Here is a 14,907-nt window from a genome sequence, read left to right as displayed (position 1 = left end):
GGGCACACCGGGATACAGGCAGACACCGATCAGTTTGATACCGTCGCGGATATGAGCAACTCGCAATACCTCACGCCCGAACTGCGCGACTGGGTGGCCACGCAACTGCGCAATGGCATCACCCGCGAAGCGCTGTACCAGGCCATGCTGACCAGCGGCTGGCAGCCCGACATGGCGCAGCAGGCGCTGGCCGAGCATCGGCCGTTCGAAGCGCCGCTCGACACGCCGTTGAGGCTGCCTGAGATCCCTGAGCCCGCCATCGAGCCCGGCTCCCTGCCGGAGCCCGACCTCGGCGAGCAGCGCAGCGTGCTGCTGCCGGACGGCCACCGGGTCGAGATCCTGATGGCGTTGCAGCGGCCGCGGGTGATCGTGTTCGGGAATCTGCTGTCCGAGCAGGAGTGCGACGCGATCGTCACCAACGCCGGGCAGCGTCTGGCGAGATCGGAGACCGTCGCGGCGCAGCGCGAGGGCAGCGAGGTCAACTCCGCCCGCACCAGCGAAGGCATGTTCTTCGAACGCGGCGAGAACGAAGTCGTCGCCCGCATCGAGCGCCGCATCGCGACGCTGCTGAACTGGCCGGTGCGCAACGGCGAAGGCCTGCAGGTGCTGCGCTACCGCGCCGGCGCCGAATACCAGCCGCACTACGACTACTTCGACCCGCGCCACGCCAGCAGCAAGGCGATCCTGGAGCGCGGCGGCCAGCGGGTCGCGACCATCGTGATGTACCTGAACACGCCGCCCCGCGGCGGCGCGACGGTGTTCCCGGACATCAAGCTCGACGTGATGGCGCAGAAGGGCAACGCGGTGTTCTTCAGCTACGACCGGCCCGATCCCGCGACACTGACGCTGCATGGCGGCGCACCGGTCGTCGAGGGCGAGAAGTGGGTCGCCACAAAGTGGTTACGTCAGGGCGAGTTCGTTTGATGCGGTTTGACGCGGCCTTCACCGGCCGCCCGCTAGACTCGTAACATCGCCACGAGCGCCGGCCCCGGTCGGCGCGTCCCGAAGAAGAAGGAATCCACATGAAGTCGTTGATCGCCGCCCTCGGCACCGTGCTGCTGACCACCCTCGCGCAGGCGCAAGGCCAGCCCCAGGCGCAACCGATGCCCCCGGCCACGGCGCCGATCCCGGCCGCGCATGCCGACATGGCGGCACTGGCCTCGCCGACGGCCAAGCCAGCCAAGTCCGGCGGCAAGCACAAGGCGGCCGGCAAGACGGCCAAGCAGGGCGGCAAGACGGCCAAGCAGGGCGGCAAGAACGCTGCCGCCAAGAAGTCCGGCGCGAAGAAGAAGCCCGCGCAGCATGCTTCGTCGGGCAAGTCGGGTGGCAAGAAGGTCGCCAACGCCAAGCCGAAGAAGAGCAAGCAGCGTCACGCTGCGGCCTGATTCCGAATCCCGGAAAGCAAAAAAGCAGCCCTCGGGCTGCTTTTTCGTTGGTGCCGGGCCGGGAGGCTCTGGCACGGTGCAGGCGTCTCAGACGCGCTTGCGGTACTCGTGGGTACGCGTGTCGATTTCGATGTTGTCGCCTTGCGCCACGAAGATGGGCACGGGGATCTCGAAACCGGTGGCGATCTTGGCGGGCTTCAGGACCTTGCCCGAGGTGTCGCCCTTGACGGCCGGCTCGGTCCAGGTCACTTCACGCACGACGCTGGTCGGCAGTTCCACGGAGATGGCCTTGCCGTCATAGAACACCACTTCCACTTCCATGCTGTCCTGCAGGTAGTTGATGGCGTCGCCCATGTTCTCGGCTTCCACCTCGAACTGGTTGTACTCGGAGTCCATGAACACATACATCGGATCGGCGAAGTACGTGTAGGTGCACTCCTTCTTCTCCAGGATGATCTGGTCCATCTTGTCGTCGGCCTTGAAGACGACTTCGGTGCCCGAGTTGTTCAGCAGGCTCTTCAGCTTCATGCGCACGGTGGCTGCGTTGCGGCCGCCGCGGCTGTACTCGGTCTTCAGCACGACCATGGGGTCCTTGCCGTGCATGATCACGTTGCCGGCGCGAATTTCTTGAGCGATCTTCATGATGATTCCGGGAGATTGGGTCCGGGCACAGTCATCTGGATGCTTGGAGATCCGAACTGTTCCGGCGGTGTGAGGCGTTCCGTATCGGCATCCCGCAGGCTGAAGGCCTTCTCGGGAGCCGCGCAGTCAGAACGCGGAAAAGCCGCGCATTCTAGCCCGAAAGGCCCCTCACGCGCCACTCGACAGCCCGGCGAGGGCTTGAAGGCGGGTCGCGAGATCCTGCTGCGCGGCAAGTCCGGCGCGCCACGCGCGGGCGTACGCGGCGGCGGCGCCCAGTTCGCGGAGCGCCTGGGCGGCCTCCGGTGTCCATGGCGCCAGACCGTTCCAGGCACGCGACAACGCACCCCAGTGCGCTCGCAGCGGCGCCGGCGCATCGGCCATCGAACAGGCGAGGAAGGCCTCCAGCTTCGGCCCGTGGGCGCCGTCGTCCTGGAAGTAGATCTGCCAGAGCATCGGCCGGGCGGCCCATTGCGCGCGGACGAAGGAGTCCTCGCCGCGCACGAGGTTGAGATCGCAGGACCACAGCAGCCGGTCGTAGTCGGCCTGGCTCAGGTGGGGCAGGGCGATCGCGCGCTGCCCGGTCCGCAGCAGCGGTGGAAGTTCCGCTTGTGGCGCGCCCGGGCACAGCAGCAACAGCCATCCCGGCCCGAGCGCATCGAGGAACGCCGCCAACGGCGCGTGCGGGTAGGCGAACAGGCTCAGCACGCGCTCGCCCGGCGCGGGCGCCCAGCCGCGCCCGCTCAGCCAGGCGCCGCCGTCGTGCGCGTCGACGGCCTCGATCAGGCCGGGTTCGCGCAGCAGCCCGCCGGTGCGTTCGTTGAAGCCGGGATAGAAGAAGCGCTTCTCCAGGCCCGCGCCGGGACCGGAGAACTGCGGCGAGCTCAAGCCATGGCTGCGCTCGACGTAGTCTTCCGCGCTGAGGTATTCGAGGTTGACCCACGCCGGCTTCATCGGCCGTGCGGCCATCGCCGCGACGAAGCTCGTCGGCAGTTCGCAGCCGAAGGTCTCGACGACGACATCGCCCGGCTCGGCCCGCTCGCTGTCGGCCCACGGCCGGCAGGAGAGACCCTCGACCGGCTCCGGCTGCATCCATGCCAGCGGCGACAGGTCGTCGCTCCACAGCCGCGCCTGCGCGCCGCGTTGGGCGAGGTCGCGCGCCAGGCGCAGGCACACGCCGAGGTCCCCGTAGTTGTCGATGACGCGGCAGAAGATGTCCCACGTCGGCTTGTCAGGAGTCTGTGCGTCGTACGAGGATTCGGCGGGGGTCTCGGGCATCGACCGATTATCCGGCGGCACAATCGCGCCCCATGAGCACGACCCCCGCCGGCGCCAGCGAAGTGCCGGAGCCGATCCCCGATCCTTCTTCCACGCCCGCCGCGACCGCCGCGCCCGCTGTCCCTGCCGCGCCTGCCGCGTCCCATGCCGACGAGTGGAACACCCAGTCCGCCGCCATCGAGGCCGCCGAGTCGCGCCGCGTCGCCGACATGGAACGCGCCGCGCGCGAGGGCCGCGACCGCCTGCTGGCCGAGGTGCTGGCGCTGCCGGCGCTGCCGGGCGTCTACCGCTACTTCGACGCGCAGGACCACGTCCTTTACGTCGGCAAGGCGAAGAACCTGAAGCGGCGCGTCTCGAGCTATTTCCAGAAGGACCACGGCGGCACGCGCATCGGCATGATGATCGCGCGCATCGCGCGGCTGGAGACCACGGTGGTGCGCACCGAGGCCGAGGCGCTGCTGCTTGAGAACAACCTGATCAAGGCGCTCAATCCGCGGTTCAACATCCTGTTCCGCGACGACAAGAGCTATCCCTACATGCGCCTGTCCGGCCATGCCTGGCCGCGCATCAGCTACTACCGCGGCGCGGTCGACCGGCGCCACCGCTACTTCGGCCCGTTCCCGAGCGCCTGGGCGGTGAAGGAGTCCATCCAACTGATCCAGAAGGTCTTCCAGCTGCGGACCTGCGAGGACACCGTCTTCAACAACCGCAGCCGGCCCTGCCTGCTGCACCAGATCCATCGCTGCACCGCGCCCTGCGTGCCCGAGGGGCAGAACGACGACTACCGCCGCAACGTCAGCAACGCGGAGCGCTTCCTGCTCGGCGAGACGCAGGAGGTGATGGACGCGCTGCAGGCGCAGATGATGACCCACGCCGAGCGCTTCGAGTACGAGCAGGCGGCCGGCATCCGCAATCAGATCACCGCCTTGTCGAAGGTGCTGCAGCAGCAGGCCGTGGACGAGAACAGCGCGACGGGCCGCGACCGCGACGTCGACATCCTGGCGGTGAAGCTGCAGGGCGGACGTGCCTGCGTGAACCTGGCGATGGTGCGCGGTGGACGGCACCTGGGCGACCGCGCGTATTTCCCCAAGCACGTCGACGACGCGACCGCCGTCCAGTTGCTGGACGACGACGAACTGACGCCGGTCGAAGGCGAGGACGGCACCGTCCGCGTCGAGCCGCCCAGTCCCGAACGCCTGGTGCTGGAAGCCTTCATCGCGCAGCACTACCTGGAGATGGCCGTGCCGTCTTTGCTGGTGCTGTCGGACGCGGTGGATCCCGCGCTGGCCGAGGCGCTGGGCGTGCAGGCCGGCTACCGCGTGACGACGCAGGCCCAGCCGCGCGGCCAGCGCCGCATCTGGCAGGAGATGTGCGTCAAGGGCGCGGAGATCGCGCTCGCGCGGCTGCTGTCGGAGGAGGGCTCCCAGCAGGCGAGAACGCGCGCGCTGATCGACGCGCTGGACCTCAGCGTCACCGATCTCGACAAGTTCCGCATCGAGTGTTTCGACATCAGCCACACGGCCGGCGAGGCGACGCAGGCCTCGTGCGTCGTGTTCGAAGGGCACCAGATGCAGAGCGCCCAGTACCGGCGCTTCAACATCGAAGGCATCACCGGCGGCGACGACTACGCGGCGATGCGCCAGGTCCTGACACGCCGTTACAGCAAGATGGCCGAGGCCGCCCAGAATGGCACCGGACGCATGCCGGACCTGGTGCTGGTGGACGGCGGCAAGGGTCAGGTGTCGATGGCGCGCGAGGTCTTCGAGGAACTCGGTGTCGACCTGAGCCTCATCGTCGGCGTTGAGAAGGGCGAAGGGCGCAAGGTCGGGCTCGAGGAACTCGTCTTCGCCGACGGGCGCGAGAAGGTCTACCTGGGTCGCGATTCGGCGGCGCTGATGCTGGTCGCGCAGATCCGGGACGAGGCCCACCGCTTCGCCATCACCGGCATGCGGGCCAAGCGCGCGTCGATCCGCACGGGCGGCTCGCGCCTGGAGGACGTGCCCGGCGTCGGGCCGAAGAAGCGCGCGCAGCTGCTGCAGCGCTTCGGCGGCGTGCGCGGGGTGGCCGGCGCGAGCGTCGAGGAGCTCTGCAGCGTCAAGGGCATCTCGCGCGAGCTCGCGGAAGAAATCTATCGCGCGCTGCATTGAACGGCGCGCGGCTTGTTGGGAACAGACATGACGACGATCGATCGAACGACCCGGATGAGCCTGCCGCCGAGCCTGGCGCCGAACCTGGTGTCCATGGCGCGCTGGGCCGGCAAGCTGGCGCTCGCGCTGTCGCTGGCCGCCTGCGGGTCGCCCACGCAGCGTCAGCCGGAGCGCGCACCGGTGCAGGACGCGCCCCGCGCGCCCGTCGCGACGCCTGTCTCGCCGACCGGCCCGGTGCCGACGTCGCCGGCGGTGCGCCGCGGCCTGCCGTTGCCGGCGCCGCACGCGGTCAGCTCGCACGAGGACCTGCGGCGCCAGGCTGCGCAGCGCATGGTCGCGGCCAATCCGGACGGCACCTACATGGGCGAGGTGCCGCCGGAACTGCTGGCGATCCCCGTGCTGGAGGTCGAACTGAACCAGGACGGCTCGATCAAGCACATCCGCGTGCTGCGCAAGCCGACCCAGGCTGAGGACACGATCGAGGTCGCCATCGCGGCGGTGCGCCGCGCCGCGCCGTTTGGCGACGTGAGCCGGCTGCCCAAGCCCTGGAAGTTCGTCGAGGTCTTCCTGTTCGACGACGACCGGCGCTTCAAGCCGCGCACCCTCGACGATTGAGGCTCGACGATTAAGAAAAGACCGACGGTTTCGCGCCGTGAAACGTGGGCACAATGCCGCCCATGTTCTGGACGCTGCCAACCCTGCTGACCTGGGCCCGCATCGTGGCCATCCCGCTGATCGTCGGGGTGTTCCACCTGCAGATGTCGCCCGCCCATCAAAACCTGCTGGCCACCGTCCTGTTCATCACGGTGGCCTTGACCGACTGGGCGGACGGCTACCTGGCGCGCAGGCTCAACCAGACCTCGTCCTTCGGCGCGTTCCTGGATCCAGTGGCCGACAAGTTCCTGGTCTGCGCGGCGCTGCTGGTGCTGCTGGAGCAGCAGCGGGTCGATGCGCTGGTCGCGCTGGTCATCGTCGGGCGCGAGATCGCCATCTCCGCGCTGCGCGAGTGGATGGCGCAGATCGGCGCCTCGCGGTCGGTGGCGGTGCATGTCCTGGGCAAGCTCAAGACGACGGTCCAGATGGTGGCCATCCCCTTCCTGCTGTTCGACGGCAAGCTGTTCGAGGTCATCAACACGCGGATCTGGGGCACCTGGCTGATCTATCTGGCCGCGGTGCTGACCATCTGGTCGATGGTCTACTACCTGCAGAAGGCGCTGCCCGAGATCCGGGCCAAGGCGCGCTGAGCCGCCGGCGCCAGGTCTGTCCTTCCCCCACTCATCCCCCATTCGTGGGGAACGATGAAACAGCGTGTGAAGAGTGCGAGCGGATGCGGGTTTCAAGCGCCGCGCTGTCCCCTGGGCGACTGTCGAGCGACCCCCTTGTATCGGGACTTCCCCCTTGTCTGAGCCCGGCGGCAATGCGTCTAGAATCCGCTTCCCGCGCCGTTCGGGCGGCCTGGCAAACCAATGAGGGGGTACCTTCGTGAACAAGTCCGAATTGATCGAGCACATCGCCAAGCAGGCGGACATTTCCAAGGCGGCCGCGGGGCGCGCACTGGAAGCCGTGATCGGCGGCGTGAAGACCACGCTCAAGAAGAACGGGACCGTGTCGCTGGTGGGCTTCGGCACCTTCAGCGTCACGAAGAGAGCGGCGCGCACCGGCCGCAATCCGCGCACGAACGAGGCGATCAAGATCAAGTCGGCGAAGGTGCCGAAGTTCCGTCCGGGCAAGGCCCTCAAGGACGCCGTGAACTGACAAGTTTCCGGGCGCTTAGCTCAGTTGGTAGAGCACCTCCCTTACACGGAGATTGTCGGCGGTTCGAGCCCGTCAGCGCCCACCAGAAAACCGAGGCCGGTCCACGTCATCCGTGGACTAGAATGCCGCGGCCCAAAGGCGAACCCCGGTTCGCCTTTGTCGTATCTGACATGCCATTGAAACGTGTCCTGAAACGTGTCTTAAAACGTGTCTTAAAAAAGACCAGAGGTTGTTGATGTTCGATTTCGTACGCAAGCACACGCGGCTGTTCCAGTTCCTGCTGCTGATCCTGATCGTGCCGTCCTTCGTGCTGGTCGGCGTGGAGGGCTACAGCCGCTTCATGGAAGGCGGCAACACGGCGGTCGCGTCCGTCGACGGCCACAAGATCACGCAGGCCGAATGGGACGAGGCGCAGAAGCGCCAGGTCGAGCGCATGCGCATGGAAGCGCCGACGATGGACCCCAAGGTCTTCGACTCGCCGGAGATGCGCAAGGACGCGCTCGAGAACCTGCTGCGCGAGCGCGTGCTCGCCGCCGTGGTGGCCGACGAGCATCGCACCATCAGCAACGACCAGCTGCTCGAGCTGATCAAGACGGATCCCCAGCTCGCGCCGCTGCGCGACGTGGAGATGGCCAAGCGCATCGCCGCGCAGCGCGGCCAGACGGTCGACGGCCTGCTGCAGAGCGTGCGCCAGGACCTCCAGACCAGCGGCGTGCTGGCCCCGATCGCGCAGAGCGCGCTGCCCACGCAGGCGAGCGCCACGCTGGCCTTCGACGCGCTGCTGCAGCAGCGTGAACTGCAGTTCCAGGCCTTCGCCGCGAAGGACTTCGCCGCGACGCTGACGCCGAAGGACGCGGACCTCGAGGCCTACTACAAGGACCCGAAGGTCGCCGCGAAGTTCCAGCTGCCGGAAAGCGCGGACATCGAGTACGTCGTGCTGGACGTCGGCGCGCTGCAGGCCGGCGTGACGGTCAATGCGGACGAGGTGCAGAAGTACTACGACGAGAACAAGGCGCGCTTCACCAGCGACGAGGAGCGTCGCGCGAGCCATATCCTGATCAAGGCCGGCGCCGACATGCCGGCGGCCGACAAGGCCAAGGCGAAGGCCAAGGCCGACGAGCTGCTGGCCGAGGCGCGCAAGAACCCGGCCGGCTTCGCCGAACTGGCGAAGAAGAACTCCGAGGACCCGGGTTCGGCCACGAACGGCGGCGACCTGGACTTCTTCGGCAAGGGCGCGATGGTCAAGCCCTTCGAGGACGCGGTCTACGCGCTGAAGAAGGGCGAGATCAGCAACGTGGTCCAGTCCGACTTCGGTTATCACATCATCATGCTGACGGACGTGCGTGGCGGCCAGCTGCGTCCGTTCGAGACGGTCAAGGCCGGCATCGAAGCCGACCTGCGTCGCCAACTGGCGCAGAAGCGCTTCACCGAGCAGGCGGACGCCTTCACCGATGCGGTGTACAGCGACGCGGACTCGCTGAAGCCGGCGGCCGACAAGTTCAAGCTGACGATCCAGAAGGCCAGCGTGCAGCGCAAGGCCGCGCCGGACGCGACCGGTGTCCTGGCGTCGCCCAAGCTGCTGGAAGCGGTGTTCGCGGCGGACTCGCTGAAGGACAAGCACAACACGGCCGCGGTCGAGGCGGGCGGCAACCAGCTGGTGTCGGCGCGCGTCGTCGCCTACAAGCCGGCGCGCGTGCCGCCGCTGGCGGAGGTCAAACCGCTGCTGACGATGGCCTGGGTGCAGGACAACGCCGCGCAGGCCGCGAAGAAGGCGGGCGAGGCGCGTCTGGCCGAGCTGCAGAAGGGCGGCGATGCCAAGGGCCTGGGCGACGCGCTGACCGTGTCGCGCGCCAAGCCGGGCGTGCTGCCGCAGAAGGCGCTGGACCAGGTCCTGCGCGCGGATGCCTCGAAGCTGCCGGCCTACGTCGGCGTGGATGCGGGCAACGGCGACTACCTCGTGGTGAAGATCGACAAGATCCTGCCGCGCGATCCGGCGCTGATCGATGCCAAGCGTGCCGCCGAGCAGTACGCGCGTGCCTGGAGCGCGGTCGAGATGGCCAGCTACTTCAACGTGCTCAAGGCCGAGTACAAGGCCGCGATCAAGCCGGCGGTGCTGAAGGCGACGGCTGCCTCGGCGCCGGCGAACTGAGCGCGGTTCGACAGAGAAAATTGGGCGGCACTCGCGCGATTCGAGCTATTTGAAGAAGAATCGCAGAAAGTGCTTCCCACAGAGGAGAAAAGTGGCCATAATCTAAGGCTTCTCCAGTGGTGGCTATAGCTCAGTTGGTAGAGTCCCAGATTGTGATTCTGGTTGTCGTGGGTTCGAGTCCCATTAGCCACCCCACCGAATGAAGAACGCCCGCAAGACGCAAGTCCTGCGGGCGTTTTGCATTGGTCGCGCGATCGTCGTCAGACGGCGTCCGCCTCCTCCCAGATCGGCAGCTTGAGGCAGAACTCGCTCCCCTGGCCCGGACCTTCGCTGAAGGCCGTGAGGGCGCCGTCATGCAGTTCGACGATGGCCCTGGCCAAAGCCAGTCCCAGCCCGAGTCCTCGATACACCGCGCCGGGCGGTCGGTAGCCCTGCACATAGGGTTCGAAGATGCGCGCGATGTGCTCGGCGCCTATGCCCTGGCCGTTGTCTTTCACGTGCACCACGCAGTGCCCGGCGGACTGTTCCGCCCACAGTTCAATGCATCCCTCCGCGGGCGTGTACCGGGTGGCATTGGCGAGCAGGTTCCCGACCACCTGCGACAACCGGATGCCATCCCCGCGGACCTGGACGGACGCGTCCGGCAGGAGGGCCATCAGCCGCTGCCGCTTCGTCTCGCGTCCGGGCGCCGTGGCTTCCAGCGCGTTCGACAGGAAGGCGCGCACCGCGACCGGCGCTCGATGGACCGTCAGGGTATTGCGGGTGACCAGCGATTGATCCAGCAGATCGTCCACCACGCGCAGGCAGGTGTCCAGCTGTCGCGCGATGATGGCCCGCTCCGCCGTGTCCTGCGGGTTCGCCTTCAGATTGAGCAGGCGCAAGGCGGAATTGATCGCCGCCAGCGGATCCCGCAGTTCGTGCGCGACGAGCGCCAGGATGTCGCTGCGCTTGCGTTCCGCCACATGCACGCCCAAGGCGCCGGGCTTCAGCCCCTGCTCATAACGCGACCAGTGCTGCGACAGCACGGAAGCCGCCTGGTCGAGCAGCCATTGCTGCCGGCCATGCCCCAGGGTCACCATCGGCGCATCGGCCGGGTCCACGGCGAGCAGCTCCGCGACGAAGGGGCGCCAGGCACTGGGACGGGTGAGGAACGCGGACGGCAGCGCTGCCATCAGGCGTCTGGCCATTTCGTCGGGATCGTCGAGGGACGAGCAGGGGGCGCTCCCTGTGCCCGCGGGCGTGCCATGCGCGCGGAGCAGCGGGGATTCCTGGGACAGCGGCATCGAGGATCCAGAAGAGAGGGTGCCTCACCCTGAGCCTGATCCGATGCCGGGTCTGTGCGGCGGCGAACGTTGCAGCGCGGTCGTTCAGATCCCCGGGACGAGAGGCGCCTGCAGCAGCCGGTGGTATTCGTTCTTGACCACCGCATAGCACTCGCAGGTGCGCCGCTCCAACCCCGGACGGTCCAGCACCGTGATGTGGCCGCGGCGATAGCGGATGAGCCCCGCGTCCTGCAGGTTGCCCGCCGCTTCCGTCACGCCTTCGCGGCGCACGCCCAGCATGTTCGCGATCAACTCCTGGGTCATGACGAGGTCGTCGCCGCGCAGCCGGTCCAGGCTCAACAGCAGCCAGCGGCAGAGCTGCTGATCCAGCGAGTGATGGCGGTTGCACACCGCCGTCTGCGACATCTGCGTGAGCAGCGCCTGCGTGTAGCGCAGCAGCAGCTGCATCACCTTGCCGGCCCGGTTGAACTCCGCCAGCATCAGATCGGATCGCAGCCGCAGCAGCTGGCCGGCGCTCTGCACGACCCCGCGGCTCGGCGTGGTCTGGCCGCCCATGAAGAGCGAGACCCCGAGCACGCCCTCGTACCCCACGACGGAGATCTCGGCGGAGCCGCCGTCCTCGAGCACGTAGAGCAGGGACACGATGCAGGTCGTGGGGAAGTAGACGTGGGACAGCTGCCCCCCGGACTCGTAGAGCACCTGCCCGAGCGGCGCATCGACCGCTTCCAGGTCCGGCAACCACCTGGACAGTTCCTCGTCCGACAGCGCGGCGAGGAGCCGGTTCTCGCGCGCCAACTCCATGCTCACCATCAGCGCTCCTTGCGGCCCTGGGCTGTCGATCGAGTATAGGTTGGGGGGTTTTGCCTCGGGGTCGGTACGGTGGCGCACCGACCCGGCGTGCGGTTCGGCGCAGCCTCCGGACTCAACCCCTCATCAGTCCAGGAGTACGCATGTCCAAACGTCAGCACGGCAACAAGGAAGCCAAGAAACCCAAGCAGGCGAAGCCGCCCACGCCGTCGCCCGAGATGCCCGGTCCCGTGACCCCCCCGGTGGCGCCGTCGCGCGTCGGCCGGCGGTAGATGACCGCGTCCCCCCGCGGCCGGTTGAACAGCCTGAGCCTGCTGCAGCGGTGCAAGGTCACCGGCAACGATGGCGACATCGGGCAGGTGCGCCTCGCGCTGTTCGACACGGCGGACTGGCGCATCCAGTTCCTGGTGCTGGAGTCCAGTCCGTGGCTGTTCGGGCGCTGGGTGCTGATCCTGCCGTCCATGCTTCTGCAGCCGATCGAACGCGGCAGCATGCACATGGATGTCAGCCGGCGGATGGTCAGAACCAGTCCGACGCTTCATCCCTTGCAGGGCATCTCCGCCGAGCAGGCGCGCGACGCGCTGCTTCACTACGGGCAGGCGGCGCCTGCCGCGACCGCGGTCCCGCTCCTGACGGAAGCCGCGCTGCTGGCATGCGATCTCTCCTCGGACGGCGTCGACATCGGCAAGGTGGTCGACCTGGTCTATGACGACGTGGACTGGACGCTGCGTTATCTGCTGGTCGACACCGCAGGTTGGTGGCAAGGCGGACCTCGCGTGCTGGTCAGTGTCCGCTGGATCGAGGCGATCGACATCGAGACAAGGCAACTCCAGGTCTCCGTCGATCGTGCGTCGGTGCGGAACAGTCCGCCCTTCCAGGACATCGCCTCGATCGATCGCGATTACGAATCGGAGCTGCATCGCAGTCATGGCCGGGACCGGTACTGGATCGAACCACCGGTCGCGGCATGAACGTTCGCGGACCGGCGGGCCGGATCACTCCTCGGCGGCCTCGCGATTGACGGCCGCTTCGGCGAGTTCGGACATCAGTTCGTCCGCGTCATACAGATCGTCGACGGCGTCCTTCAGCTGCCGGCCATCGTCCTCCATCTGCAACGCGTTCGCGAATGCGGCGACCGTGCCGAAGCCGGTGATGCCGTAGTGCGTCATGCGCTGGTACTGCGCAATGATGAGGGCGTCCAGCACCGGGCCGTTCTGCGGCGGCTGCTCGAGCACATGCTTGAGGGCCTCGCTGACCAGACCCTCCATGCCCTTGCAATGCTCCTTCGACACCTCCTCGCCCTGATTGGCGATCAGCGCCTTCAGGAGGTCGGTGTGGTCAGCGATGCCGGTCTGCGCTTCCTCGAGCAACTGCGAGAGCTTCGCGTTGCTTGCCTGCGGGGCGATCTTCTTGAGGGCACGCGCCATCTGGTCGTTGGCGGACCACAGGTCCTTCAGTTCGCTGATGTAGAGGTCGGAAAGGGTCGAGATGGTGGCCATGGTGGCGCTCCAGGAAGTAGGGAGGGAAAGGCGGAGGGAAAGGGGGAGGGAAGGCGGCTACGCGTCGCCGCTTCGCGGATGCGCGGAGAAGAAACAGATCATCTGGCCGGCCGCATCCGGGCCTTGCCAGTCGGCATGGGACCCGCGCCGGTCGCCACCGGACCACGCATGTCCGGCGCCGTCGATGAGCCAGAGCTCTGCGAGCGAACGGCCGTCCGCGGCGACAGAGGTCTTGCGCGTGTAGGCCCGACCGCCTTCGCGACCATGCTCGATGCGTTCCGCGCCGGCGAGGCCCGCCGTCGCATCGGCATAGACATGCTCGCCGTTGAGCGGGTGGACCGTCATGTCGCGGGTGCCGTGGAAGACGATCGTCGGCATCGCCCGGGGCGGTGAGGCGGCCGTGCGAATCTTGCCCCGCGCGTCCTGGCCGGTACGCATCATCGCGAGCGCTTCAGGCGCACTCGCGACCGCGCCGCTGGGCAGTCCCGAATGCACGCCGACGGAGGCGAACAGATCCGGGTAGGTCTGTCCCAGCACGGCGGCCATCGCGCCGCCTGCGGACAGTCCCGCCACATGCACATGCCGCGCATCGACGCGATGGGTGGCCATGACGTGCTGTGTCAGCGCCGCGAGCAAGGCAGGCTCGCCGCGACCGCGCTGCTGGTGGCTGGTCTTGAACCAGTTCCAGCAGCCTTGCGGGTTCACCTTGGTGGATTGCTCCGGATAGAGCACCAGCCAGCCGTCGCGCCTGGCGATGTCATTCATGCGCGTCCCGATGGCGAAGTCGTCGGGGTTCTGCGTGCAGCCGTGCAGCATCAGGAGCAGGGGCCGAGGCACCGACGGATCGCCGGGCGGCACGTAGAGCTTGTAGTCGATGGACACGCGGCCGCGCGCGTAGGTGGCGGCGAGGAAGCGTTCCTCGTCCGTCACCGGCGCGCGGGCTTCACGAGCTTGTGGCGTCTCACGCGTTTCAGGACTCTCGGGAGTCGCACGGGACTCACGAGCCTCGGGCCGCGACCGGAGCCCGTCCGCCACGCCGATCCCGGGGAGCTGATCCTCGACCACGCGGGCCTCGACATCGATGACGTCGCCTTCCTGCGCATCAGCCTCGATGTCGGTCTCGGTCGCTCCGGCCAGCGCGTTCTGGATGGAACGCGTCGCCCCCAGCAGGTCACCGCCGCGCGTCTGCAGGGCGGCGCGCGACATCATTCGTTGGAAGTCGGGATTCATCATGGTTCTTTCTTGACGCAGGGACAGCGGGCGAACCCGGCGGAGCTCGCGAGGCGGGCGCGGCGCATCACCGGGCCACGTTCTGGCCATTGGCGGCCGTCCAACTGCGCTCGAAGTGCTCGGCGTCCTCGTCGTTCTTCGCGCGCAGGCCCATCAGGATGCCGCCGTTGCGCACGCCTTCCTCGTATTGCTTGACGCGCTCCTCCGGCATGCTCCAGCCAATCAGCGCGCCGATCAGACCGCCGCCGGCCGCGCCGGCGCCCGCACCCGCGGCAGCCGCCGCGAGCGGACCCGCGATCACGAGGCCCAGTCCCGGCAGCACCAGGCTGGTCCCGACCGCGGCGACCGCCGCCGCGATCGCACCCACGGTGCCGCCGATGGCCCCGCCGATGCCCGCGCCTTCAGCGGCCTTGTTGCCGAGTTCGGTCTCGACGCCCTTGTCGCTGAAGTGGCGTTGGCGCGTGTCGTCGGACATGACCAGGTCGATGTCCTTCGGGTCGTAACCGCGTTCGCTCACCGAGCCGTAGGCGGACTCCGCGCTGGCGCGATCCGGGAAGAGGCCGGTGACCAGACGGTCCTGCGTGGTGGTGGTGTTCATCATGATCCTTGAGGGTTGAGAGGGCCGGATGCGGCCCGCATGCCCGGACAAGGCATACCGGAGCCCCGCCCGTCGACGTCGGCGTGCCTGGGCTGCTTTGCCTATGGGCGCGACCCTTCCGGCGCGCGCCGGCCCGG

16 protein-coding genes and 2 tRNA genes are annotated in these 14,907 nt (G+C 67.9%); 11 read left to right on the top strand and 7 right to left on the bottom strand.

All coding sequences use genetic code 11. The features are described 5' to 3' along the window. Positions 1–51 precede the first annotated feature (51 nt). Positions 52–924, top strand: a complete 873-nt coding sequence (locus AC07OZ_RS06280; RefSeq protein ID WP_495466291.1) for a 2OG-Fe(II) oxygenase — start codon at positions 52–54, stop codon at positions 922–924. Between the two features lie 98 nt (positions 925–1,022). After that, positions 1,023–1,385 (top strand): hypothetical protein, encoded by a 363-nt coding sequence (locus AC07OZ_RS06275; protein WP_495466290.1) that lies wholly within the window; start codon positions 1,023–1,025, stop codon positions 1,383–1,385. Positions 1,386–1,472: 87 nt separating this feature from the next. Here AC07OZ_RS06275 and efp read toward each other — a convergent pair whose 3' ends face one another. After that, positions 1,473–2,027, bottom strand: coding sequence for an elongation factor P (gene efp / locus AC07OZ_RS06270; RefSeq protein WP_088406857.1), 555 nt, complete (start codon positions 2,025–2,027; stop codon positions 1,473–1,475). A gap of 168 nt (positions 2,028–2,195) precedes the next feature. Next, a complete protein-coding gene (gene earP / locus AC07OZ_RS06265; protein ID WP_495466289.1) occupies positions 2,196–3,302 on the bottom strand; it encodes an elongation factor P maturation arginine rhamnosyltransferase EarP in 1,107 nt (368 codons plus the stop codon). Between the two features lie 32 nt (positions 3,303–3,334). Here earP and uvrC point away from each other — a divergent pair, with 32 nt between their 5' ends. The 7 genes from uvrC (at position 3,335) to AC07OZ_RS06230 (ending at position 9,548) form a co-directional block, all read left to right on the top strand. Continuing rightward, positions 3,335–5,449, top strand: coding sequence for an excinuclease ABC subunit UvrC (gene uvrC / locus AC07OZ_RS06260; protein WP_495466288.1), 2,115 nt, complete (start codon positions 3,335–3,337; stop codon positions 5,447–5,449). 27 nt (positions 5,450–5,476) lie between these two features. Next, on the top strand, positions 5,477–6,064 hold the full coding sequence (locus AC07OZ_RS06255; protein ID WP_495466287.1) for a hypothetical protein: 588 nt from the start codon (positions 5,477–5,479) through the stop codon (positions 6,062–6,064). Positions 6,065–6,126: 62 nt separating this feature from the next. Next, positions 6,127–6,693, top strand: coding sequence for a CDP-diacylglycerol--glycerol-3-phosphate 3-phosphatidyltransferase (gene pgsA, locus AC07OZ_RS06250; protein WP_495466286.1), 567 nt, complete (start codon positions 6,127–6,129; stop codon positions 6,691–6,693). 238 nt (positions 6,694–6,931) lie between these two features. Beyond that, a complete protein-coding gene (locus AC07OZ_RS06245; RefSeq protein WP_067270581.1) occupies positions 6,932–7,204 on the top strand; it encodes an HU family DNA-binding protein in 273 nt (90 codons plus the stop codon). Positions 7,205–7,213: 9 nt separating this feature from the next. Next, a tRNA-Val gene (locus AC07OZ_RS06240) sits at positions 7,214–7,289 on the top strand. Between the two features lie 150 nt (positions 7,290–7,439). Next, positions 7,440–9,353 (top strand): peptidylprolyl isomerase, encoded by a 1,914-nt coding sequence (locus AC07OZ_RS06235; protein WP_495466285.1) that lies wholly within the window; start codon positions 7,440–7,442, stop codon positions 9,351–9,353. Between the two features lie 119 nt (positions 9,354–9,472). Beyond that, positions 9,473–9,548: transfer RNA gene (locus AC07OZ_RS06230), tRNA-His, on the top strand. Positions 9,549–9,613: 65 nt separating this feature from the next. On the opposite strand, the gene AC07OZ_RS06225 is transcribed toward AC07OZ_RS06230, so the two are convergent. Together AC07OZ_RS06225 and AC07OZ_RS06220 are read right to left on the bottom strand one after the other, a co-directional pair. Further along, positions 9,614–10,636 (bottom strand): sensor histidine kinase, encoded by a 1,023-nt coding sequence (locus tag AC07OZ_RS06225; RefSeq protein WP_495466284.1) that lies wholly within the window; start codon positions 10,634–10,636, stop codon positions 9,614–9,616. Positions 10,637–10,720: 84 nt separating this feature from the next. Then, positions 10,721–11,446, bottom strand: coding sequence for a Crp/Fnr family transcriptional regulator (locus AC07OZ_RS06220; protein ID WP_495466283.1), 726 nt, complete (start codon positions 11,444–11,446; stop codon positions 10,721–10,723). A 140-nt stretch (positions 11,447–11,586) separates the two neighbouring features. On the opposite strand from AC07OZ_RS06220, the gene AC07OZ_RS06215 reads away from it, so the two are divergent. Together AC07OZ_RS06215 and AC07OZ_RS06210 are read left to right on the top strand one after the other, a co-directional pair. After that, positions 11,587–11,715, top strand: coding sequence for a hypothetical protein (locus AC07OZ_RS06215; RefSeq protein ID WP_495466282.1), 129 nt, complete (start codon positions 11,587–11,589; stop codon positions 11,713–11,715). Continuing rightward, entirely contained in the window at positions 11,716–12,414 is a 699-nt protein-coding gene (locus tag AC07OZ_RS06210) for a PRC-barrel domain-containing protein (protein ID WP_495466281.1), read from the top strand. 24 nt (positions 12,415–12,438) lie between these two features. Here AC07OZ_RS06210 and AC07OZ_RS06205 read toward each other — a convergent pair whose 3' ends face one another. The 3 genes from AC07OZ_RS06205 to AC07OZ_RS06195 all read right to left on the bottom strand — a co-directional run bounded on the left by AC07OZ_RS06205 (position 12,439) and on the right by AC07OZ_RS06195 (position 14,770). Continuing rightward, complete coding sequence (locus AC07OZ_RS06205; RefSeq protein ID WP_495466280.1) at positions 12,439–12,942, bottom strand: YciE/YciF ferroxidase family protein; 504 nt, start codon at positions 12,940–12,942, stop codon at positions 12,439–12,441. A gap of 57 nt (positions 12,943–12,999) precedes the next feature. After that, a complete protein-coding gene (locus AC07OZ_RS06200; RefSeq protein WP_495466279.1) occupies positions 13,000–14,175 on the bottom strand; it encodes an extracellular catalytic domain type 1 short-chain-length polyhydroxyalkanoate depolymerase in 1,176 nt (391 codons plus the stop codon). Positions 14,176–14,239: 64 nt separating this feature from the next. Next, on the bottom strand, positions 14,240–14,770 hold the full coding sequence (locus AC07OZ_RS06195) for a hypothetical protein (protein WP_495466278.1): 531 nt from the start codon (positions 14,768–14,770) through the stop codon (positions 14,240–14,242). Positions 14,771–14,907: the final 137 nt, after the last annotated feature.

It is taken from the genome of Roseateles sp. GW821-FHT09G03 (genome assembly GCF_059416045.1).
Note: the sequence above shows the minus strand (reverse complement) of the source record. Positions and strands in the feature narration are given on the sequence as shown.